20 protein-coding genes are annotated in these 26,290 nt (G+C 64.9%); 8 read left to right on the plus strand and 12 right to left on the minus strand.

The annotated features are described in order from the left end of the window. Positions 1 to 308 precede the first annotated feature (308 nt). The gene (locus B9Z01_RS08550) at positions 309 to 1,910 is read right to left on the minus strand and encodes a rhodanese homology domain-containing protein (RefSeq protein WP_085481795.1); all 1,602 of its coding nucleotides are present in this window, start codon (positions 1,908 to 1,910) and stop codon (positions 309 to 311) included. A 445-nt stretch (positions 1,911 to 2,355) separates the two neighbouring features. Between B9Z01_RS08550 and B9Z01_RS08555 the strand changes: the two genes are divergently transcribed. Continuing rightward, positions 2,356 to 3,351, plus strand: coding sequence for an LLM class flavin-dependent oxidoreductase (locus B9Z01_RS08555; RefSeq protein ID WP_085481797.1), 996 nt, complete (start codon positions 2,356 to 2,358; stop codon positions 3,349 to 3,351). A gap of 22 nt (positions 3,352 to 3,373) precedes the next feature. Here B9Z01_RS08555 and B9Z01_RS08560 read toward each other — a convergent pair whose 3' ends face one another. The 5 genes from B9Z01_RS08560 to B9Z01_RS08585 form a co-directional block, all read right to left on the minus strand. Next, on the minus strand, positions 3,374 to 5,485 hold the full coding sequence (locus B9Z01_RS08560; protein ID WP_085481799.1) for a putative bifunctional diguanylate cyclase/phosphodiesterase: 2,112 nt from the start codon (positions 5,483 to 5,485) through the stop codon (positions 3,374 to 3,376). Positions 5,486 to 5,944: 459 nt separating this feature from the next. Next, complete coding sequence (gene ggt, locus B9Z01_RS08565) at positions 5,945 to 7,678, minus strand: gamma-glutamyltransferase (RefSeq protein WP_085481801.1); 1,734 nt, start codon at positions 7,676 to 7,678, stop codon at positions 5,945 to 5,947. Between the two features lie 299 nt (positions 7,679 to 7,977). After that, positions 7,978 to 8,271 (minus strand): hypothetical protein, encoded by a 294-nt coding sequence (locus tag B9Z01_RS08570; protein WP_085481803.1) that lies wholly within the window; start codon positions 8,269 to 8,271, stop codon positions 7,978 to 7,980. Continuing rightward, entirely contained in the window at positions 8,271 to 8,852 is a 582-nt protein-coding gene (locus B9Z01_RS36770; protein ID WP_085481805.1) for a hypothetical protein, read from the minus strand. Before B9Z01_RS36770 ends, B9Z01_RS08570 begins: the two co-directional genes overlap by 1 nt. A 469-nt stretch (positions 8,853 to 9,321) precedes the next feature. Continuing rightward, a complete protein-coding gene (locus B9Z01_RS08585; RefSeq protein ID WP_085481807.1) occupies positions 9,322 to 10,413 on the minus strand; it encodes an alpha/beta fold hydrolase in 1,092 nt (363 codons plus the stop codon). 897 nt (positions 10,414 to 11,310) lie between these two features. On the opposite strand from B9Z01_RS08585, the gene glgC reads away from it, so the two are divergent. The 5 genes from glgC to B9Z01_RS08610 all read left to right on the plus strand — a co-directional run bounded on the left by glgC (position 11,311) and on the right by B9Z01_RS08610 (position 17,436). Continuing rightward, positions 11,311 to 12,576, plus strand: coding sequence for a glucose-1-phosphate adenylyltransferase (gene glgC, locus B9Z01_RS08590; protein WP_085481809.1), 1,266 nt, complete (start codon positions 11,311 to 11,313; stop codon positions 12,574 to 12,576). A gap of 86 nt (positions 12,577 to 12,662) precedes the next feature. Beyond that, positions 12,663 to 14,123 carry a glycogen synthase GlgA gene (gene glgA / locus B9Z01_RS08595; protein WP_085481811.1) on the plus strand — a complete coding sequence of 487 codons (1,461 nt, stop codon included), beginning with the start codon at positions 12,663 to 12,665 and terminating at the stop codon, positions 14,121 to 14,123. Positions 14,124 to 14,406: 283 nt separating this feature from the next. After that, positions 14,407 to 15,273, plus strand: a complete 867-nt coding sequence (gene pdxY / locus B9Z01_RS08600; protein ID WP_085481813.1) for a pyridoxal kinase PdxY — start codon at positions 14,407 to 14,409, stop codon at positions 15,271 to 15,273. A 128-nt stretch (positions 15,274 to 15,401) separates the two neighbouring features. Next, complete coding sequence (locus tag B9Z01_RS08605) at positions 15,402 to 15,863, plus strand: hypothetical protein (protein WP_085481815.1); 462 nt, start codon at positions 15,402 to 15,404, stop codon at positions 15,861 to 15,863. A 421-nt stretch (positions 15,864 to 16,284) separates the two neighbouring features. Beyond that, entirely contained in the window at positions 16,285 to 17,436 is a 1,152-nt protein-coding gene (locus B9Z01_RS08610; RefSeq protein ID WP_085481817.1) for a branched-chain amino acid ABC transporter substrate-binding protein, read from the plus strand. Positions 17,437 to 17,588: 152 nt separating this feature from the next. Here the strand turns inward: B9Z01_RS08610 and B9Z01_RS08615 are convergent, their stop codons facing one another. Both B9Z01_RS08615 and B9Z01_RS08620 read right to left on the minus strand, forming a co-directional pair. Further along, positions 17,589 to 19,580 carry a DUF3857 domain-containing transglutaminase family protein gene (locus B9Z01_RS08615; RefSeq protein WP_420814652.1) on the minus strand — a complete coding sequence of 664 codons (1,992 nt, stop codon included), beginning with the start codon at positions 19,578 to 19,580 and terminating at the stop codon, positions 17,589 to 17,591. Then, a complete protein-coding gene (locus tag B9Z01_RS08620) occupies positions 19,577 to 20,515 on the minus strand; it encodes a helix-turn-helix domain-containing protein (RefSeq protein ID WP_085481819.1) in 939 nt (312 codons plus the stop codon). The genes B9Z01_RS08615 and B9Z01_RS08620 overlap by 4 nt, the downstream gene beginning before the upstream one ends. 108 nt (positions 20,516 to 20,623) lie before the next feature. Here B9Z01_RS08620 and B9Z01_RS08625 point away from each other — a divergent pair, with 108 nt between their 5' ends. Further along, positions 20,624 to 21,190, plus strand: coding sequence for a hypothetical protein (locus B9Z01_RS08625; RefSeq protein WP_085481821.1), 567 nt, complete (start codon positions 20,624 to 20,626; stop codon positions 21,188 to 21,190). Here the strand turns inward: B9Z01_RS08625 and B9Z01_RS08630 are convergent. Then, entirely contained in the window at positions 21,164 to 21,829 is a 666-nt protein-coding gene (locus tag B9Z01_RS08630) for a hypothetical protein (protein WP_085481823.1), read from the minus strand. The two genes, B9Z01_RS08625 and B9Z01_RS08630, sit on opposite strands and share 27 nt — an antisense overlap. Before the next feature lie 322 nt (positions 21,830 to 22,151). Here B9Z01_RS08630 and B9Z01_RS36630 point away from each other — a divergent pair, with 322 nt between their 5' ends. After that, positions 22,152 to 22,286: a hypothetical protein gene (locus B9Z01_RS36630; RefSeq protein WP_275937490.1), complete on the plus strand. Its 135-nt coding sequence runs from the start codon at positions 22,152 to 22,154 to the stop codon at positions 22,284 to 22,286. Positions 22,287 to 22,624: 338 nt separating this feature from the next. Here B9Z01_RS36630 and hutG read toward each other — a convergent pair whose 3' ends face one another. The 3 genes from hutG to hutI form a co-directional block, all read right to left on the minus strand. After that, complete coding sequence (gene hutG / locus B9Z01_RS08635; RefSeq protein WP_085481825.1) at positions 22,625 to 23,437, minus strand: N-formylglutamate deformylase; 813 nt, start codon at positions 23,435 to 23,437, stop codon at positions 22,625 to 22,627. 105 nt (positions 23,438 to 23,542) lie between these two features. Further along, the gene (locus B9Z01_RS08640) at positions 23,543 to 24,940 is read right to left on the minus strand and encodes a formimidoylglutamate deiminase (protein WP_085481827.1); all 1,398 of its coding nucleotides are present in this window, start codon (positions 24,938 to 24,940) and stop codon (positions 23,543 to 23,545) included. A gap of 29 nt (positions 24,941 to 24,969) precedes the next feature. Next, on the minus strand, positions 24,970 to 26,199 hold the full coding sequence (gene hutI, locus B9Z01_RS08645; protein ID WP_085482109.1) for an imidazolonepropionase: 1,230 nt from the start codon (positions 26,197 to 26,199) through the stop codon (positions 24,970 to 24,972). Positions 26,200 to 26,290: the final 91 nt, after the last annotated feature.

Here is a 26,290-nt window from a genome sequence, read left to right on the forward strand (position 1 = left end):
GGCGCGTACGCCGCCTCGCGCGAAGCACCGCGGACGACGCGCAGCGGTCTGGTTCCGGACGAAGCGATGAGCAACCTTGGCTGCTCACCTCGCGCCATCGCCGCAATGACAGACCGCTGCCTTGTGTGGCCGCCCTGGTCCCTCGATAAGCCTTACAGATGCCGCTAATCTAAACGCGTTGGCAGCTTTAGACGAGAGCGCGTTTACACCGAATTGGCAGAGGATTCGCGTGGCGCGAGCGGCTTCGCGCCGTTTCGCGCCGTTTCGTGCCGTTTCGCGCGGCTTGTCTGCGCAGCCTGCCCGCTCGCTCAGATCACACGAAATCCATGCGTGCCATCGTGTGCGAGTTGCGCGACGAGCCCATGCTCCCACTCCAGATACGCGCCCATCGCTTCACGCGCGTTATCGGTGCCCTCGTAGGGACGCTGATAACGGTCGATGCGCGGCGACGCCATGCGCGCGCCGCCCGCGTCCACGGGCAAGCCCGCCTCGATCCACGCCGCGGTGCCGCCGCTGAGCACCTGTACCGGCCGCTCCGTCAGCGCCGCCAGCTCCGGCGCGACGAAGCGCGCGAGCAGACTGCTGCCGCAGGTCACGACATAGCGCTTCGCATCGGGCAGCGTGCGCAACGCATCGTCGAGCTGGCTGCGGATCACGAACCACGCGCCCGGAATGTGCCGCTTCAGATAGCTCGCGCTGCGCGTGAAATCGAGCACCACGGTGCCCGGCGCCTGCAGCAGCGCGGCGAGGTCGGCCGGCGCGATCTCGTCGGCATCGGGCGGCGCAACCGCATGACGCGCGGGCGGCGCCGCTCCCTTCTCGGCGAAATCCGCGGCAGTCAGACCATCAACCACGTACGCCTCGACGTTCATCTGCGCGAGCCACGACGCGCTCATGTTCGCGCGCACGCCGTCGTTGTCGGCGAGTATCACGCGCGCGCCGCGCACCGGCGCGAACATGTCGGTTTCCTGCACGAGCTGGCCGCCCGGCGCGCTGCGAAAGCCCGGCACGTGGCCCGCCTCGTATTCTTCCGGCGTGCGCACGTCGAAGCGATACACGGTGCGCACCTCTTCGTCGGCCCAGCGGCGCGCCTCGTCGCGCGAGGTGCGGCCCACGCGCGCACGATCGGCGACCGCGCGCGCGCCATCGGCCGCGGCGAGGCGCAGTGCGTCATCAATCGCGCCTTCGAAGCGGCGCGAGCTGCCATGCGCGAGCGGCTGACCGGCGAGCGTCCACCCTATCGTGCCGTTGCGCAGCGCCGCGACCTGATTCGGCACGGCCGCATTGATGAGCGATTGCGCGCCGATGATGCTGCGCGTGCGCCCCGCGCAATTGACGATGATCCGCGTGGCCGGATCCGGCGCGATCTGCCGCGCGCGCAGCACCAGTTCCGCGCCCGGCACGCTGATGCTGCCGGGAATGTTCATTGCCTGGAATTCGTCGAAGCGGCGCGCGTCGAGTACGACGACGTCGGCCTCGCTGTCGAGCAGCGCCTGCACCTGCTGCGCGGAAAGCGACGGCGTATGGCGCACGCTGTCCACGAGCTCGCCGAACGCCTTGCTCGGCACGTTGACGTCCCTGAACAGCTCGCCGCCCGCTTCGCGCCAGCCTTGCAGGCCGCCTTCGAGCAAGGCGACATCGGTATAGCCGAGTTCGGCGAGACGATCGGCCGCGCGCGCGGCGAGACCCTCGCCCCCATCGAACACGACGATGGGCACCGCGGGACGCGGCAGGCGCAACGGCGCATCGAGTTCGAGCCGCGAGAGCGGCAGATTGGCGGCAAACAGCGGATGACCGCGCGCGTGCGGCTCCTCCTCGCGCACGTCGACGAGCGCGATCTCCTCGCGATCGGTCAAGGCGCGGCACACGTCTTCGAATGATCGGGTACGAAACTCTTTGACGACATTCATAGAATCGGGAACTCCTTCACGACATTGCAAAGATTCGGCAACGCGTCGCGTCACCGTACCGATAGTTCCACCGTACACTCGAATGCCGATCAGCGCACGAGTCGCTCGATGCCACTCGATCCATCGTTCACGCGCTCACGCCGCGCAAACTCCCACGCGGCTCCTGCACGAACTTCGCGGACACCCGGGTTGGCTCGCTCATTGGATCTCATTGACTCTCATTGACTCGTGCGTTGACCCACGCATCGGCTTGAGATACCGCAGCAATTTCCGCGCCTCGCAAGCCGCCACGACAATACCCCAACGACATCCCGACGAAGCCCCAACGAAGCCCCGACAGACCCTTCAGGCAACGTGGACATCCTCACGCCGTCAGCAGAAAAATCCAGGCTTTGCCACAATGCCGCATCGCGTGAAAGCGCCGCAAACAGCAAATGAACAGACAATGATCCCCTTCTCGGTCCTCGACCTCTCGCCGGTCACCGCGGGCGCCACGCCGGCGGACGCGTTCAGGAACACGCTCGAACTCGCACAGCACGCGGAACGGTTGAATTACAAGCGCTTCTGGCTCGCGGAGCATCACAACATGGCCGGCATCGCGAGCGCGGCGACCTCCGTCGTGATCGGCCATGTGGCCGGCGGCACGAAAACGATTCGCGTCGGCTCCGGCGGCATCATGCTGCCGAACCACGCGCCGCTCGTCATCGCGGAACAGTTCGGCACGCTCGCCTCGCTCTATCCCGGGCGCATCGATCTCGGCCTCGGCCGCGCGCCCGGCACCGATCAGACCACTGCCCGCGCGCTGCGCCGCGATCTGCAGAGTAGCGCCGAGTCGTTTCCCGACGATGTCGTCGAGCTGCAACGCTATTTCGCCGATCCGGTGCCTGGCCAGCGCATTCTCGCGGTGCCGGGCGCGGGCCTGCAAGTGCCGCTGTGGCTGCTCGGCTCGTCGCTCTACAGCGCGCAACTCGCCGCGGCGCTCGGCCTGCCGTTCGCGTTCGCGTCGCACTTCGCGCCCGATTACATGCTGACCGCGCTGCAGGTGTATCGCGCGCAGTTCCGGCCGTCTGCGACGCTCGACAAGCCGTATGCGATGGTCGGCGTCAATCTGTTCGCGGCCGACACCCACGAGGAAGCCGCGCGTCTTTTCACGTCGCTTCAGCAGCAGTTCATCAACCTGCGGCGCGGCACGCCGGGGAAGTTGCAGCCGCCGGTCGAACGGCTCGAGGCGTCGGAGATGGAGTTGAGCAACGTCGAACGCGCGCTCGCGTGCACGGTGCTCGGCGATCGCGAGGCGATCCGCGAAGGACTGCAATCGGTCATCGAGCAGACCGGTGCGAACGAACTGATGCTCACCGCGCAGATCTACGATCATCGCGCGCGGCTGCGCTCGTTCGAGATCGGTGCGCAGGTGCGCGATGAATTGATGGCCGCGAAATAACCGGCCGGCACCGGTGTTCCCCTCATCCTGCAGGCGTGGTGAAGGCGCTCCCGGTGGCAACGACCCGGTCCGCGGCGACGCGCAGAAACGCAAGGAAATCGGCGGCAGGCAACGGGCGGCTCAACAGGAAGCCCTGCATTTGATCGCAGGCAAGTTCGCGGAGCCTGCGGAATTGCGACTCCGTCTCGACACATTCCGCCACGACCTCGATCTGCAACGCGCGCGCGAGTGTCACGACGGCGGATAGTAATGCGCTGCCGCGCTGGCCGTCTTCGTCGAGATCGCGCATGAACGAGCCATCGATCTTGATCTGGTCGAACCTGAAGCGCTGCAGATAGCCGAGGCTCGAATATCCGGTGCCGAAATCGTCGATGGCGACGGTATAGCCGCGCGACTGCAGCGCTTCGATGGTGCTGCTCGTCTTCTCGATGTTCTGCATCGCCGCCGTTTCCGTGATCTCGAACATCAGGCGACACGGATCGACGCCGGCTGCGCCAACCAGCGCGTCGACGCGGCCCACCAGGTCCGGCACGTTGAACTGGATCGGCGAAAGATTCACCGCCACGGAAATCGCGGGCAGTCCTTGCGCGTCCCATAGCGCAATGTTGCGGCAGACCTCACGCAGAACCCAGTCACCGATCTCGACGATAAGGCCCGAGCGTTCCGCGATGGGGATGAATTCGAGCGGAGCAACCTCGCCGAGTTCCGGATGATGCCAGCGGATCAGCGCCTCGACGCCCGTCATCGATTTCGATGCAACGCTGAACTTTGGCTGAAACGACACACTGAGTTCGCCGGCGCTCAACGCACGCTGCAGATCGCGCTGCAGGATCAGCGACTTGAGCGCAGTGTGGTTCATTTTCGGCTCGAACACGCGGAACGTGTTGCGCCCGCCTTGCTTGGCGGCGTACATCGCGGCGTCCGCGCTATGCAGCAGTTCATCGGCATCACCGCCGTCACGAGGATAGAACGCGATGCCGATGCTCGCGCTCACGCGCAGCGACAATCCGTTGACAACTATCTCCTCGCCTAGTCGTCGCAGGACGCCATTGGCAACCGCCGCGGCCGGCGACGCATCGGCCATGTTTTCGGCCACATTCTCGACCACGATCACGAATTCATCTCCGCCGAGCCGTGCAACCATGTCGGTATGGCGTAAGCCCTCGCGCAGACGCTCGGCGCACACTTGCAGCAAGTCGTCACCGACGCCGTGGCCGAGCGAGTCATTGATGGACTTGAAACCGTCGAGATCGATGAAGAGCACCGCGAACGGCGATTGTCTGCGCGCACATTCGGCGACCGCCCGCTCGATGCGTGACGAGAGTTGCTGGCGGTTGGGGAGATTCGTCAGCGCATCGTGCGTGCCGAGATGCTGCAGTTGCCGGTTCGCGCGCCTGAGCGAGATAGAGAGGCTGCTGGTATGGAAGCCCAGCAATGCGAGTGTGCCGACCAGCACGGTAAATGACGTCGCCGTGACGACGAGCGCAAGCCAGTTGGCATCGAGCTTACCGCCTGCGAGGCAAAGACTGCCAGCGGCGAAGTTGGCCGCGCTCATGCCGAAATAGTGCATTCCGGCGATCGCGAACGCCATGATGAACGCGGCGCCGAGCCGCTTGACAACGACGTGTTCCACGTGCGGCGTGCGCAGCGTGAAGGCGAGCCAGAGCGCCGCCATCGAAGCGCCGATCGCCACGCCCACCGAAAGCACGACTCTCCAGATCGTGTATTCGATTCCCGGCGACATCTGCATCGCTTGCATGCCGGTGAAGTGCATCGCGGCCACTCCGGCGCCCATGACCGTCCCGGCGACGCACAGACGCCTGCGCGACAGCGCGCCGCGGCTCGCTGTGGCAAGCGCGATCAGCGATACGCTGATCGCGAGGAACAGCGACGCCATGGTGATGGAGAAATCGTAGCCGACCGCGATCGGCAACGAGAACGCGAGCATGCCGATGAAGTGCATCGACCAGATGCCGACGCCCATCGACACCGCGCCACCGACGAGCCATAACGGCCGTCGTTTCGCGCTCGTCAGCGCATTCAAGCTACCGGACAGTTCCATTGCCGTGTAGGACGCAAGGAATGCGACCACCAGCGACAGGCAGACCAGCAGCGGGTTGTAGACACCAGTCATCGGCCCTCTCTCTTGTTTCGTATCGGTCTTGTGCGACCGCTTCTTCCTGCACCCCCGACCCGGCTTCGGCGAGCCGCGCGAACCAGCACGCGGGGTATCTTCCGCGCCGTTATCGTTCTATCGACAAACCGCCGGATAACTTTATGATTTCGCCCCGTTATGAGGGGTTCATGCGAAACAGGAAGGCTTCATTCGCGCGCTTGCAAACGTCGCGCGGTTACGCACGGGGCCTTCGGATGCCCGGCTTTGCCGCCGTCCACACGCCGCCCGGATCAGCCGCGTGCTGAGCGCGCAGCCGTGATACGACTCCATCCGCGGGTCGCGGAAGGCGAGTGAACGTCCGCGTCGGCGAAAAAAAACGGGCATCGCGCGTGACCTGCGCAATGCCCGCCTTGCTTCCGCTTTGCTTCTTGTGGCGCTCCGTTTTGCAACGCGCGCCGCCAAAGCTACTTCAAACGCTCACTGAATCACCCGCGTCACACCTCGGCCACGCGGATCGGCGGCGGCTTCCGGCGTATCGCCGTTGACCTTGATCGCCTGGATGTCGCCGCTGAAATCCTGCCCCTTCAGCGTATAGCCCTTGGCTTCGATCTGTTTGGCGAGTTCGCCGTCGATCGGCTTGTACGGCTCCCAGAAGATCGTATTCGGCGGCAGCAGCTGATGATGGAAGCGCATCGCGGCGACCGCATCCGGCAACGGCATGTCGTAGTCGTAGATGTTGTTGATCACCTGGAAAATCGACGTGAAGATGCGCGAGCCGCCCGGCGTGCCGATCACGAGCGCGACCTTGCCGTCCTTGGTCAGGATGGTCGGGGTCATCGACGACAACGGACGCTTCTTCGGCTCGATCGAGTTCGCGTCGCTGCCCACCACGCCGAACATATTGGCGACACCCGGCTTCGCGGAGAAGTCGTCCATCTCGTCGTTCAGCACGATGCCGGTACGGTCCGCCACTACGCCCGAGCCGAAGTAGCCGTTGATGGTGTATGTGTTCGACACCGCGTTACCCCACTTGTCGATCACCGAGAAGTGCGTGGTTTCCGCTTTCTCCGGCATCGAGGTGCCGAGACCCGGCTGCACGCTCTTCGTGTCGGACGGCGTGGTCGGATTGACCTCGGCGGCACGCTTGGCGATGTACGCGTCGTCGGTCAACTGCGCGATCGGCACCTTGTAGAAGTCCGGGTCGCCGAGATACTGCGCACGGTCCGCGAACACGCGCTTCTCGATCTCCGCGATCAGATGCACGTATTGCGGGGAATTGAGCGGCACGTCCTTGAAGTCGGGTGCGAGATCGGCCTTCATCTTCAGCAGTTGCACGAGACCGATACCGCCCGAACTCGGCGGCGGCGCGGTAATCACGCGATAGCCGTTCCAGTCGGCTTGGACCGGCTGGCGCCACACCGCCTTGTATTGCACGAGATCGGCCTTCGTAATCAGGCCGTGACCGTGCATGGAGGCCGCGATCAGATCAGCCGTCTTGCCGCTATAGAAATCTTTCGCGCCCTGATCCGAAATGCGCGTAAGCACTGCGGCGAGATCGGGTTGCTTGAAGTTGACGCCCTGCTTCAGATTGCCGAAGTAAGCGTCGAAATTGGTCTTACCAGCGAAGTCTTTCGCTGCCTCGTCACGACGATCCTGCAATTGCTGGCTGACTTCGAAACCGTCGCGCGCATAGTGAATCGCCGGCGCGAGCACCTGCTTCCATTTGAGCTTGCCGAAGCGGCGCTGCGCTTCCCACATGCCGTCGACGGTGCCCGGCACGCCTACGGCGCGATACCCGAACAGGCTCATCCCTTTGATGACTTCGCCCTTGTCGTCGAGATACATGTTCTTCGTGGCAGCCAACGGCGCACGCTCGCGGTAGTCGAGGAAGTACGGCTTGCCGTCGACATACAGCGTCATGAAGCCGCCGCCGCCGATATTGCCCGCTTCCGGATACGTCACGGCAAGCGTGAAGGCAATCGCGACTGCCGCGTCGACGGCGTTGCCGCCTTCCTTGAAAATCTGCTCCGCAGCATCGGCGCTGTACTTGTCCGCAACTGCGATCGCCGATGCGGTGAGAACGGCCGGTTGCGCTTTGGCAGGCGCCTTCGCGATGGCCGGTGTGACTTCCAGAAAACAGCTTGAAACAGATACGAGTGCGACCAGCGCAAGTCTGCTCACGGACGATTTGTTATTGCGGAGTAGTCTCATCGGATAGCCTTCATGACAATTCCCACATGATGGTGAATAACATTACCTTGGGCTTATAACATGCTGACCAGCGATTTGCGAAGCCACAGCACGGTTGCAGTGCAACAGAAGCGCCGTGTCGAGGCGGGTTGCGTCGCCGTTGCGAGGCCGCTTCGCCGGGTACCTCTCGCCAGGCGGCGCACGTTCGTTCGATGCACTCGCGCGGCTTCCCCAAGCGCTTGCGGCCTTGCGCGCGTCAGACGCGAAACATGTCGGGCCGCGCTAAATGCCAGTCGGGTGTCGTCACTTTAAAGACGGCGCTATTTGGCTGACGGTTTCACCTGCGTCCAGACCAATGGTGCTTCAATCGTCACTTGCATGCGGGCCCGAAGCTCAGGGTGCGCCTTGGTATGGCAGAGCATCGCCATGCTTCCCAGCTTCCGTGCATCTTCATCCGTGATAGGGGTGTCGGAGTTTTCGGGCGCATCCGGGGGGACCGGAATTGAAAGCGCGCGGTCAATCGCAGATTGCACGTGCGCACGCTGAACGACACAAAATTTGATTTGCTGCGTTTGCTCGTCGTAGTAGGAAATGAAGGCAGATTCGTTACTCACTAGAAACCTCTGCAAGTCTGGTAGTTGGAGAACGCTCGCTGTTTGCACAGTAGGTACGTTCGAGAATCCTTGTATGTAGCACCGATCATGTCGCAAGCCATCATGTCATGCTCGTACCGAGCAAAGCATTCCGCTTCATGCGCGTCACTCACTCCGCGCGCTGCAATGTCCTGCACATTGTCGCCTATCGCGTCCGGTGTGTACTGGAACGGCCGGGCATTGCTAAAGCTCTGCGGCACGCGCGGACTATTGCCATATTGGGGGCTTGCAATATCGGTGTTGACAGGTTGCTGCGCGCGCCCATTGTGGTCACGACGCGTGAACTGTTCATCAAAACGCTTCCGTGAACGTCCACGACAATTGCACGCCCATCCGTAACCCTGAGCGTCGGCCATCTCGAAGCCGTTCGGCATTGACCGCAGCCTATCCTGCGGAAAGAACGCGCCGGTTTCGACGTTCAGCGCCATCGCGGATGGCATTGGCGGGAAGTTGGAGAATATTGAATATGTCACACGGCAAAGCAGGCATTCTTCCTCGACTATCGTCTGCGTTCCGGTGACTTCCAGACTCTGTCTCTCCATTGGACTCTCATGAGTTTTCTGGCAATGACCCCAGAATTGACCATCGAGACGGACCACGGTCAACAGCTTTAAATTGAGATGAGTCCGTTTTGACAAACATTGACGATGGTTTCCGGCATCTCATTTGTATTGCATATTCCTGCTCGCACAGGATAAAAAAACGGCATTGATTGACGCTTTGGTCACGAGAGCTTCGCGGTTTCATGCCCGCTCGCCCTGCCCGGCAGTGCCTTCTATACGGTTCTTGTTCATCGGCTCGCGATTTATGCTCCACGCTTCCTCCCCACACCCGGTCGCCCTCGTGCAGTTGCGCTTCGCTTTATTCGCTGTGACCAGCTTATGGCGGGACGTGCACCCGCAGGAATGCGCCCATGTTGGGCACACATGAAAGAAGGGCGGCTCACTCGTGGCCCCCTCTCCTTTGCTGCTGTACTAGGCCCATCGGCCCGGTGTCCTACGCCAGCCCCACTCAGCGATTCGTCGGCACCGCCGCCAGGCCCTCGAGCAACGCCTTATGAAACGCGTCCGGATCCTGCATCTGCGGCGCGTGGCCGAGCCCCGCGAATTCGACGAGCGTCGCATGCGGAATCGCCTTGGCGGCCGCGCGGCCCAGCTCCGGATAATGGCCGATCTTCGCGCGCACCGCGGGCGGCGCAGCGTCCTTGCCGATCGCGGTGGTGTCCTTCTGGCCGATCAGCAGCAGCGTCGGCATGGTGAGCTGGCCAAGTTCGTAAACAACCGGCTGCGTGTAAATCATGTCGTACAGCAGCGCGGAGTTCCACGCGACGATCTGCTTGCCCGGCCCGCGATACATGCCTGCGAGCATCTGCACCCATGGTTCGTAGTCCGCGCGCCATTGGCCTGCGTAGTAGGTGCTCTGCTCGTAGCGGCGAATGCCGTCGGCGGTCGTCTTCAGTTCACGCTGATACCACTCGTCCACCGACAGCGACGGCACGCCCTTCGCTTTCCAGTCCTCGAGCCCGATCGGGTTCACGAGCACCAGTTGCTGCGTTGCGTGCGGATACATCAACGCATAGCGGATCGCCAGCATGCCGCCCGTCGAGTGGCCGACCACCGTCGCGTCGCTCACGCCGAGCGACTCGAGCAGCGCGTGCGTATTGCGTGCGAGTTGCTGGAAGCTGTACTGGTAGTGCTCGGGCTTGCTCGATTTGCAAAAGCCGATCTGATCCGGCGCGATCACGCGATAGCCGGCGTCGTTCAACCGATGAATCGTCGCGTCCCACGTCGCCGAGCAGAAATTCTTGCCATGCAGCAATACCACCGTGCGGCCGTTCGGATGCGCCGGCTTGACGTCCATATACGCCATCGAAAGCGGCACGCCCTGCGACGTGAATTCGAAGCGCTGCACCGGCGCGGGATAGTTGAAGCCTTGCAGCTCCGGGCCATAGGCGGGGCCTGGATCGTCGACGGCGGATGCGTCCGTGGCGGCCGCGCTTGCCGGCGTGGCGGCCCGGGCGACTGAAACAGCAGGCACCGTGGACACCGCGGCATAGGCGCAGACACTCAACAGGGCAAGCAGGGCTGGGCGGCGAAAACTCATCGGGATTTTTCCGGGAAAAACACAACAGTGAACGTGCGAGGATCGTGCGCCGCGGCATCCAGCGCATGATCTTCCTGCCGGGAGCGCACGATTCTACGACGCTGCGCCGGACTCTGGCGCCAATCGCGCATGCGCGGCGCAGTCCCGTTTGGACCCACTGCAGGCTCGCTTCAAGTCGGCATGATGCCCGCATCAGGCACCCATGAAGCGCACACCCGGTGCACGTCGCCCCCTTCGGCACACATATTGCTCCTTACCGAACCACGCATCTCCCGCGCCCGTGACCAAGCGCCCTATGTGTCGTGCCGCACGGATCGGCGCGCAGCAAAAGCCGATGGTGCGAGGACGGCCGGAATCACGGCCTGCGCAATTTGCACTATTCGCTTGCGTCCAATCGGTGCTAGAACTAGCTGACGGGCCCATGAAAACAGCAGCGGCACATAAGTGGCACATAAGCCGCAGAACAAGCGGCAACACGAAGCACCGGGACAAGGTGCCAGGAGCAGGCGCCAGGACCAGGCGGCAAAAAAACAAAGCGGCGAAATAGAGCCGCAAAGCAAAGCTGCAAAGCAACGCAGTGAAACAACGCTACAAAGCAAAGCAGCAAAACAAGGCTGCCTGGCAGCACGAATCATGAACAGAGAGCAGGCGACGAGATTATCCGTGGCATAGGCATACTAATCAGCAACCATCTTGCATGGGACCCGAGTAGATGCTTTGCGTAAGACCGAGCAGGTGCTTTGCATGAGATCGGAGTAGGTGCTTTGCATGGGACCGGAGTAGGTGCTAAAGCGCCAACTCCCTTCGACAGCCAGGGCGCCAACTCCGCTCCACGACCAAAGCGCCGACTCCGGCCAAAAGCTGAAGCGCCAACTCCGGTCGACCAAGGAGACGAACATGAACACTCCGGCACGGTTGAACGACTTACAACGCACCACCCTCGCAATCGTCCTCGCAGGCGGACGCGGCACCCGGCTCGGGCCGCTCACCAACAAACGCGTGAAACCGGCGGTGCACTTCGGCGGCAAATACCGGATCATCGACTTCGCGCTCTCCAACTGCCTGAACTCGGGCATCCGCCGCATCGCGGTGGTCACACAGTACAAGGCGCATTCGCTGCTGCGCCATCTGCAGCGCGGCTGGAGCTTCCTGCGCGGCGAGATGGGCGAGTTCATCGACCTGTGGCCCGCGCAGCAGCGCGTCGAAGGCGCGCACTGGTATCGCGGCACCGCCGACGCGGTGTTCCAGAACCTCGACATCATCCGCTCGATCCGCCCGAAGTACGTGGTCGTGCTCGCGGGCGACCACATCTACAAGATGGACTACACGCGCATGATCGCGGATCACGCCGACAGCGGCGCGGACTGCACGGTCGGCTGCATCGAGGTGCCGCGCATGGACGCGGTCGCGTTCGGCGTGATGGCCGTGGATGAAAACCGCCGCGTGACCGGCTTCGTCGAGAAGCCGGCCGACCCGCCCGCGATGCCCGGCCGCCCGGACACCGCGCTCGCGAGCATGGGCATCTACGTGTTCAGCGCCGACTATCTCTACACGCTGCTCGAGGAGAACATCGCCTCGATCGACACCGACCACGACTTCGGCAAGGACATCCTGCCGCGCGTCGTCACCCAGGGCCTGGCGATCGCGCATCCGTTCAGCATGTCGTGCGTGTCGTCGGACCCGAGCGTCGAGCCTTACTGGCGCGACGTCGGCACGATCGACGCGTACTGGGCCGCGAACCTCGACCTCGCCTCGACCATCCCGACGCTCGATCTCTACGACCGCAGCTGGCCGATCTGGACCTACCAGGAGCAGTTGCCGCCCGCGAAGTTCGTGCGCGACATGAAGGGGCTGCAAGGCTCGGGGAACAATCTGATCGTCTGCGGCGGCTGCGTGATCTCGGGCTCGCAGATTTCGCGCTCGGTGCTGTCGTCGAACGTGAAAGTGAATTCGTTCTGTAATATCAATGAGGCAGTCTTGTTGCCGCAGGTCACGGTCGGCCCGAGCTGCCGCCTGCAGAAAGTGGTGATCGACCGCGGCTGCACGATCCCCGAAGGCACGGTGATCGGCGAAGACCCGGCGCGCGACGCCGAGCGCTTCTATCGCACCGGCGACGGCGTCGTGCTCGTCACCGAGGAGGCGTTGCGCAAACCGCTGAAGTGACGCGCCCGCATTGCGTGGCACTGAGCGGCACTGCGGTCATCATCTACCCGAGCAAAAGCCCTCGTAACCCGAGAGAGACCTGGCCCATGACGATTCGCGCCCTGCACGTCGCAAGCGAGCTGTATCCCCTTCTCAAAACGGGCGGTCTCGCCGATGTCGCAGGCGCGCTGCCGTCCGCGCTGATCGAGCGCGGCGCCGACGTGCGGGTGCTGTTGCCCGGCTTTCCGGCGGTGCTCGCCGGTTTGCACGACCTGCAGCCGGTCGCGCGGCTCGGACGCCGTTTCGACACAGCGGACGTGATGCTCGAGCGCGGCACGCTGCCCGCCAACGGACTCGGCGTCTACGTGATCCGCGCCGCGGCGCTGTACGACCGGCCAGGCAACCCTTATCTGAACGACGAGCACGTGCCCTACGGCGATAACGCGCAGCGTTTCGCGCTGCTCGGCTGGGTCGCCGCGCAACTCGCGCAGCAACTGGACCCGGCATGGTCGCCGCAGATCGTCCATGCGCACGACTGGCACGCGGGGCTCGCGCCCGCCTATCTGAAGGCCGCGGAGCGTCAGCATGGCCGTGCCCCCGCGCGCAGCGTGTTCACGATCCACAACCTCGCGTACCAGGGGATTTTTCCCGCGCATCAGTTCGGGCTGCTCGGTCTGCCGGATGATTTCTTCAGCATGCACGGCGTCGAATTCTACGGACAACTGTCCTTCCTGAAAGCGGGTCTCTACTACAGCGACCGCATCACGACCGTCAGTCCGACCTACGCGCGCGAGATCCAGACGCTCGCGCACGGTGGCGGGCTCGACGCGCTGCTGCGGCATCGCGCGCACGATCTGAGCGGGATCCTCAACGGCGTCGACTACACGGTGTGGAATCCCGCCAGCGACGCGTTGCTCGCGACGCACTACAGCGCGTCGCGCCTCGCCGGCAAGCTCGCCTGCAAGGAAGCGCTGCAGAAGCGCTTCGGCCTCGCGCAGAAAAGCGACGCGCTGCTGTTCGGCGTCGTGAGCCGTCTGACCGAGCAGAAAGGCCTCGATCTGCTGCTCGAGGCGGCGCCCGAGATCGTCCGGCGCGGCGGCCAGCTGGTCGTGTTCGGCACCGGCGACCCGGCGCTGGAAAATGGTTTGCAGCGCGTCGCGCAGGCGCATCCGGAGTCGGTAGCCGTGGAGCTGGGCTTCGACGAAACGCTCGCGCATACGATCATCGCGGGCAGCGACGTGGTCGCGGTGCCGTCGCGCTTCGAGCCGTGCGGGCTCACGCAGCTCTATGGGCTCGCCTATGGATCGCTGCCGCTCGTGCACGGCGTGGGCGGTCTCGCGGATACGGTCGCGGACGCCTCGCTCGAAAATCTCGCCGACGATCTCGCGACCGGCTTCGTGTTCGAGCGCTTCGAGCCGAAGGGCATCACCGCGGCGATCCGGCGCGCGTTCGCGCTCTACGGGCGCCGCACCGAATGGAAGGCCGCGCAGCGCCGCGCCATGTGCCAGGACTTCGGCTGGGGCGCATCGGCCGAGCGCTACCTGGCGTTGTACCGCGAGCTCGTCTGAGCGGCCCGCGCGGCCTCGTTCTGTCAGGTTCCAGTAACCTTGGCGGTTCGCGCGAGGGGCCGTGAGAGCGTCCGTTTGATGGTTAGACGCAACAGCAGGGGGACGGATCAACTCGCGTCCGTCAAACTCCTGTATTGTTTGCTGTCGATGCAAAGCGCGCATTTTTCTTGCACCATCTGAATCTGGCGTACCTGCCGCACGACGGCGCGCCCGCTCGGGCCACCGGCGCGGCGCACGCTTCCCGTTTCGTTGACCGCGCCTGACCGCTTGCGCGAGCCCCACCATGACCAAAAACGTTCTGAGCATTCAGTCCCATGTTGTCTTCGGTCACGCCGGCAACAGCGCAGCCGTGTTCCCGATGAACCGCCTCGGCATCAACGTCTGGCCGCTCAACACCGTGCAGTTCTCGAACCACACGCAGTATGGGCACTGGAGCGGCAGCGCGATCGACGCATCGCAGATGGAAGAACTCGTCGAGGGCATCGGCGCGATCGGCATGCTGCCGCGCTGCGACGCCGTGCTCTCCGGCTATCTCGGCACGCCGGAACAGGCGCAGGCGGTGATCGAAATCGTCAAGGTGGTGAAGGCGGCCAATCCGCGCGCATGGTACTTCTGCGATCCGGTGATGGGCGCCGCGGGCGGCTGCAAAGTCGAGCCCGGCATTCAGGAATTTCTCGTGAGAACGATGCCGGAAGTGGCCGACGCGATGGCGCCGAATCACACCGAATTGCAACGCCTCGTCGGCCGCGAGATCGAGACGCTCGAAGAAGCCGTGACCGCCTGCCGCGAAGTGCTCGCACGCGGGCCGAAGCTCGTGCTCGTCAAGCATCTGCTCGACCGCAACAGCCCCGCCGACCGTTTCAACATGCTCGTCGTCACCGAGCGTGAAGCCTGGATGGGACAGCGCCCGCTCTATCCGTTCGCGCGGCAGCCGGTCGGTGTCGGCGATATGACGAGCGCGGTGTTCGTCGCGCGCACGCTGCTCGGCGATTCGGTCCGCTCGGCGTTCGAGCACACGCTCGCCGCCGTCAACGCGGTGGTCAAGGCGACCTGGCAGGCGGGCCGCTATGAGCTGGAACTGGTCGCGACGCAGAACGAAATCGCGCAGCCGCGCGAGTGGTTCGATGCGTGGGTGGCGGAGACGGCTTAGGCACATTCCCTGAGCCATCACCGCGCGGCGGGCTGCCGTCTCCTATAATGCGTGCCGCGTGGACACAGGCAACGCGCCGTCGTCCACGGCATTTTTCAGGCATCCGGCATTTAGCAGACGAGGCAGCAATGGACGGTTATATCCGCAGCGAGCGGGAAGAATATTTTGAGCAGTTGTGCATGAGCGTCGACGCGGACGAAGCGCACGAACAGGAAGCGATCGAATACTTCGAAAACCAGTTCGGCCAGCCCGACTTCGATCCCGCGCAATGGCTCGACATCGCGCTCTACTACTCGCCGGCCGTCGCGAACGGCATCATCGACATGGTGACGCCCGACGACAAGGCACGCAGCAACATCGCCGAAATCATCGCCGACAATCTCGACATCTCGTACGGCGAAGACGAATGCCAGCAGTTCGCGCAGACCCTCGAATTCGCACTGAACAACGGCGTGCCGGTCGATCTCGACATCGTGCTCGACGGCTGCCAGCGCGCGATCGACGACCTCGATACATGGGCCGACGAAGACACCAAGGCGCCGCTGCTGCGTCTGCGTGAAGAACTGCTGCGCCAGCAAGGCGAGCGGTAGGCAAGGGCGCGAGCCTCGCCTCTGCTTCGCCGCGCCTTGCCGCGCGTTGCCGCGCCTGCGCGCGGGTTTGTTAAGCATATGCCGCAATCGGCAGCCCCTGCGGCGACTCTCACGGCAAGCCAGTCTGGACGCCTTGCGCACGCTCAATGTGCACACTATGCACGTTTCGCGGGCTGTGCCGAAATGCTCATCCAAAACGCCTCGAATTGCCAAGACGACGGCAATTTGGCTTCCTATATTCGCGCCAGACTGATCGCGCGCCTCAGTTGCGAAGCGCAGTACCACTGAGCGTATTCCAGCATTGCGAGTGGCGACCGATCGTTCGTAGTCTTCCGATACGCGAGGCGCCCCCCGGCTTCGCGCGTGAGACCGTTTTCCTGTCGTGCCGCTTTCATAACAACCGTCGATGCAAGGAGAGAACATGAGTCTTCACAACACGCTGAAACCCCTCGCCATGCTCGCTGGCGCCCTGTTTGCCATCGCGCCGCTCGCCAGTTTCGCCGACGACCTGCAGGTCAAGATCGGTTTTGCCGCGCCGCTCACGGGTGCCAATGCAGGCTACGGCAAGGATCTGGAAAACGGCGTGCAACTCGCGATCGACGAAGCCAACGCGCAGAAGGTCACGATCGGCGGCAAGGTCGCGCATTTCGTGATCGTTGCCGAGGACGATCAGGCCGACCCGCGCGTCGGTGTGCAGGCCGCGCAGAAGCTCGTCGATTCGGGCGTCGCCGTGGTGGTCGGCCACTTCAACTCGGGCACGACGATTCCCGCCTCGCAGGTCTATGAGCAGGCCGGCATTCCGGTGCTCGACCCGGCCGCCACGAATCCGATCATCACGGGCCGCGGTTTTGCGAACGCCTTCATGGTGATTTCCACCGACGCGCAGAACGCCGGCAACGCGGGCGCCTACGCGGTCGACCTGACCAAGGCCAAGCGCATCGCGATCATCGACGACCGTACCGCATTCGGCCAGGGCGAGGCCGACGAGTTCGAGAAGGCGGTGAAGGCGCATGGCGGCACGATCGTCGCGCGCGACTACACCGACAACCACGCGGTCGACTTCAGCACGCAGATCACGAAATTCAAGGGCGCGAATGCGGACCTCGTGTTCTTCGCCGGACTCGACAACCAGGCGGCGGGTTTCGCGCGGCGCATGAAACAGCTCGGCCTGAACGCGCAGCTCGTCGGCGGCGGCGGCGTGATGGACGAGGACTTCATCAAGCTTGCCGGCGATGCGTCCGACGGCGCGATGGCCTGGGAATACGGCCGCCCGCTCGCGCAACTGCCGGGCGGCAAGGACTTTTCCGCGAAGTTCAAGAAGCGCTTCGGCGTCGACGTGCTCTCGTATGCGCCGTTCGGCTACGACGGCGCGTGGGTCGCGATCAAGGCGATGGAGCAGGCCAAATCGAGCTCGCCGAACGCGTACCGTCCGGTGCTCAAGGCGATCGATTACGACGGCGTGACCGGCAAAATTTCGTTCGACAACACCGGCGCGCTGAAGAGCGGCGCATCGACGCTCTACCAGGTGAAGAACGGCGCGTGGGTGCCGATCGTGACGAAGAGCGGCACGTAAGAGCACAACCCAGTGCTACCCAGCGTGCAATTCGGAGCACGCACGGGAGCGCAACCCGGAGTACAGGTGACATTTTGTATGGCCGCATGCGGCTTTGCGCGGCGTTGAGCCGCAGCTGGGCCGCATGGGCCGCCTGGCCCACTGCCCGGCCGCTACTTCGCCCCCGCCGCCTTGACGACCACCTCGGCATCGAGATCGCGCTCGATGCGCACGAGGTCGTCCCTGAGCGCGGCGAATTCGTCGGCGGAACACATCTGATGGCCGAAGGCGGCGCGCAGGTGCCGCCTGACCTGCAATGCGCGCGTCGCGGGATCGAACACATACTGCGATGAAAACGTGAGCATGCGATCCTCGACCGTGCTGTCGGCCGGTACATCGCTCACGCGCACGAAGCGCGGTAACGTCATCTCGAGCGTTTCGTCGAACTCCCCGCCGATGCAGGCCCACGGTTGCGTTCTGACCGGCTCGGCCAGCCACGTCTCGACCTGCGAAGCCATGCCGCCCGACAGACTCGTCAGCGCCGGCACGGCGGTCGTGCCGTCCTGCCAGATCAGATGCGGCACTGTGCCCTGCATCGACGTCGCGAACGGCCCGCTCGTTGCGGCCAGATCGTCCGTCTGCAATTGCGCGCTGCCGTGCAGGCCCGCATGCAACAGACGGCTCGCCGCGATCTGCTGTGCACTCTGCTGCGTCGCGCGCCGCAACGTGTTGCGTTCGACCTCGGCGGTAAAGCCCGCATCCTCTACGCGGTAAGCGTAATTCGCGGTGCCGTTTTCGTCGATGTCGATCTGCACGCGCGCGGTGCGCTCGCGCGGCTGCGTGGCCGGCGTGCGCGCGAGCACACCGTCGTCGACGAGCAGCACCGGCCGGTCCATTACGCTGGCTGGCAGATAACCGAATTCGGTGCCACCCGCCGTCGTATCCGCGAATTGCGATAGTTCAGGAATCCAGATGATCGCGTGATTGATCGCGCTCGTCCCGTAGCCGGGCACACTGGGCAAGCTGTAGTACGGCCCGAGATTGAGCAGCACCGGCTCGCTGCGAATGCCGAGCGCCGCGAGCAGCGCGCCATATAGCGCGACGTGGTCCTTGCAGTCGCCATAGCGGTTGCGCAGGATGTCGGCGGCCTTGTGCGGAACCGCCGCGGTCTCGCCGAGAAAGAGCGCGACGTAGCGGATGTTCAGGCGCATCCAGTCGTACAGCGCGCGGGCTTTCGCGCGTGGATCGGCGAGGCCCGCCGTGAGGCTCTGCGCGAGCCGCGCGATCGCGGGATCGCTGCGGGTCGCGTCGTTCGCGGCGGGTCCGCGATAGCGCTCGGCGAAGCTCGCGAAGTCCGGCACCGTCGATACCATCAGCCGGTCGCCCCAGTTCGCATAGCCGACCGCGCCCGCTTCGAGCCGCGCATACGGGCCATGCCGGTAGTCGAATTCGTAGCGGGTGCGGCCGTTCGAAGTCACGGGCGGCAGCGCGACGTAGCCGCGCGCGTCGACATACAGCGGCACGTCGGCGGGCAGATCGAAGATAAGCCGCTGCAACTCGACGGGCTCGCGCGTCGGCTCGACCAGATACGCGAAGGTGCCGGCCTGCAACGGCTTCACGCGCGTCTTGCGAAACGCGAGATGCACGCGCGCGCCAGGCTCGACACCGGGGAAAATCACCGTGCGCAACACGCCGTCCTCGAAACTCGGCGCGCCGGCCGAGCGCGGCTCCTGCACGTCGCGGATCGCCTCGGGACCGACCGGATGCACGCTGCCGTCGGGCGCGATGGTTTCCGCGGCCAGCAGTTGCACCTGCTCGATGTCCTTGTTGAACCATACGTAGCGCTGCGCGATCTCGTCGACACCGCTCGCCGTGCCGGCGCGCAGCACGGTGTCGTCGTGTTCTTCGACGGAGCCGTCTTTCTGGATCGTGAAGAGATGGACGTCGCGCTCGATGGTCGTGGGGGCGCGTTCGTCGCTGGTGGTGACGATTTCGTCGGCGACGGCGGAGAGCGGCCATGCGATCGAGCACGCGGCGAGTAACGCGGCGAATAATGCGGCGCACCACACGGCAAGCGGAGCGACAGGCAGTGCGGCAACGTGCACGCTCCGTACAGGCGCGAGCGCAGCGGTACGCCCGGCAAACACGCGAGCGCGCAGCATCATGAGCGAGACGCCCCGCCCCGCGCGCGCCACGTGCGCGGACTCGCGGCGAACTCCGCACGAAACGCGTGATTGAAATTCGACAGATCGTTGAAGCCGCAATCGAGCGCGACATCGACGATCTTCTCTGCGCCGTCGCGCAGCCGCAGCGCCGCGGCTCGCAAACGCGCGCGCAGCAGGTATTGATGCGGCGTCACGCCGGTCACCTGCTGGAACGTGCGCAGAAAGTAGAAGTCGCTCACGCCCGCGGCGACGGCAAGGCTCGCGAGCGTATGCGGCGCGCCGGGCGCGTCGTCGATCAGGCGCACGATCTGCGCGATGCGCGAGCGGGCCGTCGCGCTCGCGGGAGCCGGTGCGCGCGTCAGCGCACCGGCTGCGTGCAGCGTCGCGGCGGCCAGTTCGACCGCGAGTTCGTCCCACGCGGGGCGGTCCTTGCCGCCGCCCTTGCCACTATCACCAGCATTGCCGCCTTCGTCACCGGCGCTCGCACAAGCCCGCGCGATGAGCGGCGCCAGCTTGCGCAGCGCCGGCACGCTCGCGCGACGGAAATTCAACCGGCCGCCCGCGAGCCCCGCATCGGCGGCAAGCCGCTCGAAGTACTCCGGCGCATAGTGAAACGAGAAGCAGCGATCGCCGGGACCATGCCGATGACCGCACTCGAAACAGGCGCCGGTATTGCCGAGCAGCAGCGCGCCCGGCGTCAGCAGTTCGCGGCCCGTGGCGGCGCGATAGTCGAACGAACCGGCCACGACCATCGCGATGCACACGTCGGCGTGCCGCTCCTCGAACGGCGCATCGCGCGGACCGAACGTGCACAGCAGATCCGCGACGCTCCAGCCCGCGCCTGCGGCCAACGCGCGCGACACGACGCCGCCGCGCGCGCCCTCCTGCTCGCGCCGCGCCAACGCCTGCTGCAACGTGACGGCAATTTTCCCCAAGATGCACCTCGGCAGAGTCCGTATCGTGGTTGTAGCACATCGCCGGGCCACTCGTTTCACGCGGGCTCCGGCGATGCCATCCGACACTTGCCTCACGGAGCACGCAGCATGAACGGACTCGAGAACGACCTCGCAGGCGGCTTTCTGGCCGCGTTGAGCGCACCCGCGCGCGCCGCCGACATCCCCGCCGCCGACGACCTGTACGGCTGGCTGATCGGCAGTTGGGAGATGGACGTGCTGCACTACCGCGTTGATATGCGCAGCGCGCCCCGGCGCGGCGAGATTCATTTCGGCTGGGTGCTGGAAGGCCGCGCGGTGCAGGACGTGTGGATCATGCCGCCGCGCGGCGACTCCCCCAGCGCAAGCGATGCGATGTACGGCACGACGCTGCGCGTCTGGGATCCGGCTGCGCGGCTGTGGCGCGTGACCTACGTCAATCCGCGCACCGGCCAGCATGACGAGCTGACCGGCCGGCGCATCGGCAGCGATCTCGTGCAGATCGGCCGGCACGCGGACGGCACGCCGATCCGCTGGAATTTCACCGACATCACGCGCGATTCGTTTCGCTGGAACGGCGTCGCGCTCGAAGCGGACGGCGTCACCTGGCGGCTCGAAGCCGAGTTCCACGCGCGGCGCCGCGGTGCGGCTTCAATCCCCCTCGCCAAGCTGGCCTAGCAGCGCCTGCAGCTTTTCCACATGCCTGAGCAGCATGTGGCGATGCTTCTCGATCTGTTCGAGCCGTCCCGCGAGATCGGCCTGGATGCGCTCGTCGAGATCGGCAGCGGCGATCACTTCCTCGACCTTGGCGCGCATCGACGCGAGCTCCACCGGCGCCTGGAGCAGATGCCGCTCGAAGCGCCGCACCTCCTGCGCCGCGAGATCGCGCACCTTGCGAAAATGCGCCTGACGCCGGTGCGCCTCCGCGTCGAGCGTTTCTTCCTCGATGCGGCGGGCCGGCGCCGACTGCCCGAAAATCGGCTCGGGCGGCCGCAATACCGTCTTTTTGCGCACCGGATGCGCGGTGCCGCGAAAACGCGCGAGCGGCCGTTCGTTGTCGATCGCCTCGCGCGCGTTGGGCGGTATCTCGTCCTCGGTGTGCGGCACGTTCATCCAGCCACCCGGCAAGCCGGTGACCGCCTCGACGCCGCGCGCGAATTCTTCGCCGAATTCGCGCTGACCGGACAGCATCAGCTTCAGATAACTCGTGGAGAACGTCATCATGCGCGCGAGCCGGCTCGCGGCGCCGACCTCGCGGGTCAGCAACACCAGGTTCGCGCGCCAGACTGGCAGCAGCAATTCGTCGGAATCTTCCATCGCTGGGTTTTCCATCTTTTCGCCTGATGAACCGATGACAGCGTCGCGCATGTCATCGTTCTGAAAGGGTAGCCGCTTCGGCGCGCCGCTTGCAATCAGGGCTTGCGGATTCGCGCACAGGTGTGGCTTTCATGCCGAAGTTACGCGCGAATGCCGTCGACGCCCATGGGAAAGCGTTTACGACTCGCGGCGTGTTGCATCGACACACGTATTCGCACGCCGTTCCTGCGTTCGGCCGCACAAATGTGGCATGCTTACGTGCCGACCCGGCACGTGCCGTACTGTATCGGCCGCTCCACAACATTGACTTAAGGTTTCTGTAATGAAGAAAATCGTTCTCGCCATTGCCGCAGCTGTCGCCACCCTGAGCGCGATCGCTCCTGCTCAAGCTTATGAGCATCATCGCGAATGCCACAAGGTGCGCGTCCACCATCATGTGGAAACGCGCTGCCACTAATGGTGCCGATATCGCGTCGATGAGGCGCGGCTCGCATTGAAAAGCCCCGTTTTCACGGGGCTTTCTTTATGGCAAACCGCGTTCGGAACGACCCGTGGACGACCTCACGCATGCGTGCGACGCCCCATACATTCCACGCGAAAACGCGGGCGCGCAATCACGGACACATGCTGTTACACCTTCGCGGCACGAGGTTCGCGAAGAGGGGCCGACGCGGATCATCGCACTGGGCTGTCGTGCTGGTACACCGGGCCCCGGCGCCATGATTTCCGCGTGGTAAAGAGATGGGCGGAGATGAGCGGGCAGCGGCACGTGTGCGCCCGCCACCCGCATTGCGCTCAAGCCGACTCGACGCGCTCCAGCGCGGTGGTCACGAGCGCTTCGAGCAAAGGCGCGACCTTCGCGGCGAGGATTTCGTCGTACGCGTAGGGCATGTGCTCTTCCATGTACGTGATCTGCGACAGCTCGAGCTGCACCGCATGCACGCCCTGCGCCGGCTCACCGTATTGCCGCGTGATATAGCCGCCCTTGAAGCGGCCATTCGCGACCGCGCTGTAACCGCCGTGCCGCTCGACGAGCGCGGCCAGTTCGTCGGCCATGCCCGTTGCCGCGCTCGCGCCGTTCGAGGTGCCGAAGTTGAAGTCCGGCAGACGTCCGTCGAAAAAACGCGGCACGTGCGAGCGGATCGAATGCGCTTCCCACAGCAGCACCTTGCCGTGCTTCGCCTTTAGCGAAGCAAGTTCGCCTGCGAGCGCGTCGTGATACGGCTTCCAGTATGCGTCGCGGCGGCGGGCGACTTCCGCGTCGTCCGGCAGATGGCCGTCGAGATAGAGCGGCTCCTTGTCGAACGTATCGACCGGCAGGAGACCGGTCGTGTCCTGTCCCGGGTACAGGTTCGCGCCATCGGGCGGCCGGTTCAGATCGATCACGTAGCGCGCGTAGCCCGGCGTCAGGATCGACGCGCCCATGCGCTTCGCGAATGCATACAGGCGATCGAGATGCCAGTCGCAATCGTCGGTGCGTTGCGCGACCGGGGTCATCGTCGTGGCGATGTCCGCCGGGATCTGCGTGCCCAGATGCGGGATCGAGATCAGGAGCGGCAGGCTTCCCTGATGCAGCGAGAAAACCGGTGTGGTGTTCGAGGCAGTCATGTCAGTCCGTATTCGATGAGGATCGGAAAATCGGAGAATCGGTTGCGCAGCTTGCTCAGGTAACCGCGATGGCAATCACCTCGAGCAACTGCGGCGCAACCGCGCCTATTTGAGCAGGTCCGCGAGCGCCGCGCGATAGCGCGCATAGGCGCCCTCTTCGTCGCGATGCCTGCGGTTGTCGACGACCTTGACGCCACCCGCGTAGACATCGCGGATCGGCGTCTCGCCGTGTTCGCAGAATACGACGCCCGAGAGCCACGCCTGCGGCGCATGCTCGGCGATACTCGAATGATCGGCGTCGAGCACGAGCCAATCCGCCCGATGGCCGGCCTGCAACGCGCCGACCGCACGGCCGGTGGCGCGCGCGCCACCGTCGAGCGCGGCGTCGAACAGACGGTCCGCGACATGCGTGGCCTGCGCCGACGCGAGCACGTTGCGCTGCCGGTGTATCAGACGCTGGCCGTATTCGAGCAGCCGCAGTTCCGCACGCCAGTCGACGCCGATATGGCTGTCCGAGCCGACGCCGATGCGGCCTTGCGCGTCGAGATACGCCTGCGCCGGGAAAATGCCGTCGCCGAGATTGGCCTCGGTGGTCAGGCACAGGCCCGCCACCGCGCCGCTCTTCGCGAGCGCCAGCGTTTCGTTCTCATCGACGTGGGTCGCATGCACGAGGCACCAGCGGCCGTCGACGTCGAAACGATCGAGCAGCCATTGCACCGGGCGCGCGCCTTCGGTTTCGATGCACGCGTCGACCTCGGCGGTCTGTTCGGCGATATGGATATGCACCGGCGCCGTCGCGCCGATGCCGCCGAGCAGCGCGCGCAACGACGCCTCCGACACCGCGCGCAACGAATGCGGCGCGACGCCGTAGCGCAGCGCGGCGTTCTCGGGGCGCGCCGCGCGCAGCGTGCCGAGCAGATCGAGCAAACTCTCCGGCGTATTGATGAAGCGGCGCTGATCGTCGCGCGGCGCACGCGCGCCGAAGCCGCTGTATTGATAGAGCACCGGCAGCATCGTCATGCCGATGCCGCTCGCCGCTGCCGCATCCACGACGCGTTGCGCGAGTTCGGCCTGATTCGCGTAGCGGTTGCCGTCCTGCGCGTGATGCACGTAGTGGAACTCGCACACCGACGTATAGCCGGCCTTCAGCATTTCGATGTAGAGCCACTGGGCGACGCTCGCGAGGCCTTCCGGCGTGATGCGCGCGGCAAAGCGATACATGAGGTCGCGCCAGCTCCAGAAGTTGTCGGTCGCGCCTGCGCCCGACGCGACGCGATATTCGGTGAGCCCCGCCATCGCGCGCTGGAACGCATGCGAATGAAGGTTAGGCATGCCAGGCATGAGCGGGCCCGCTGCTTTCGGTACGCCCGCAGGTGCTTGCGCGTGATCCGGCGTGACCGTGGTCAGCGTGCCGTTTGCGTCCCATTCGAGCAGCACGTTACGGCGCCAGCCATCGGGCAGGTACGCATGAGCGGCGAACAGCGATTGATTGGATTGCGTCATCTCTCAGGTTCCAGTTCCGTTCGCGCTCTTCAGTTCACACCCGGCTCACGCCGCGTATAAACGGTTTCGCCCGCGCGCACGACTCGCGCGCACAGCGGACGGCCAATCCAGTAGGCGAGTTCGGCCAGCGAATCGACCGACCACACCGCGAAGTCCGCCGCGCGGCCAGCTTGCAGCGCGCCGTGCCGATCGCTCTTGCCGAGCGCGTGCGCCGCATGCGTCGTCACGCCTTGCAGCACCTCGGGCACGGTCATGCGAAAGAGCGTGCTCGCCATGTTCATCATCAGCAGCAGCGAGGTGGCGGGCGACGTGCCGGGGTTGCTGTCGGTGGAAATCGCAATCGGCACCTCGTAGCGCCGCAGCAGGTCGAGCGGCGGCAGTTGCGTCTCGCGGATGAAGTAGTACGCGCCCGGCAGCAGCACGGCCACGGTGCCCGCCTCCTTCATCGCGGCCACGCCCGCTTCGTCGAGAAATTCGAGGTGATCCGCGGACAATGCGCGATGCCGCGCCGCGAGCGCCGTACCGCCGCCGTTCGACAACTGCTCGGCGTGCATCTTGACCGGCAGCTTGTAGCGCGCGGCCGCGTTGAACACGCGCTCGCTCTGCTCGAGCGAAAAACCGATGCGCTCGCAAAACACGTCCACCGCATCGACGAGCCCTTCGTCCGCGAGCGCGGGCAGCATCGTATTGCAGACTTCGTCGATATAGGCGTCCGCGCGGCCCGCGAATTCGGGCGGCAGCGCGTGCGCGCCGAGAAACGTCGTGTAGACCGTGACCGGATAGCGCTCGCCGAGTTGCCGCGCAACGCGCAGCATCTTGCGCTCGCTCGCGAGATCGAGGCCGTAGCCGGATTTGATTTCGATGGCCGTCACGCCTTCGGCGAGCAACGGTTCGAGCCGCACGGCCGCTTGCCGGAACAGCGATGCTTCGTCCGCCGCACGCGTCGCGCGCACCGTCGAGACGATGCCGCCGCCCTGCCGCGCGATTTCCTCGTAGCTCACGCCCGCGAGGCGCTGCGCGAATTCGTCGGCGCGCTGGCCGCCGTACACGAGGTGCGTGTGACAGTCGACGAGGCCCGGCGTCACCCATGCGCCGCGCAGATCTTCGCGCGGCCATGCGGCGTATTGCTGAGGTAATTCGGCCGCCGCGCCGAGCCATGCGATGCAGCCGTCTTCGACGGCGATCGCGGCATCGGCGAGCGTGTGGTGAGGATTGCCCTGCGGGCACAGTTTGAGGTGATGCCAGACGGTTTGCTTCATCGCATGCTCTTCGCGGCTTGTTGCAGCCTGTTGCGTGGCTGTGTGTTGGTTCACCTGCGGGTTCGCCTGCGCCCGCCGTGAGGTCATTGCG

It is taken from the genome of Paraburkholderia susongensis (assembly GCF_900177725.1).
GTDB lineage: Bacteria > Pseudomonadota > Gammaproteobacteria > Burkholderiales > Burkholderiaceae > Paraburkholderia > Paraburkholderia susongensis.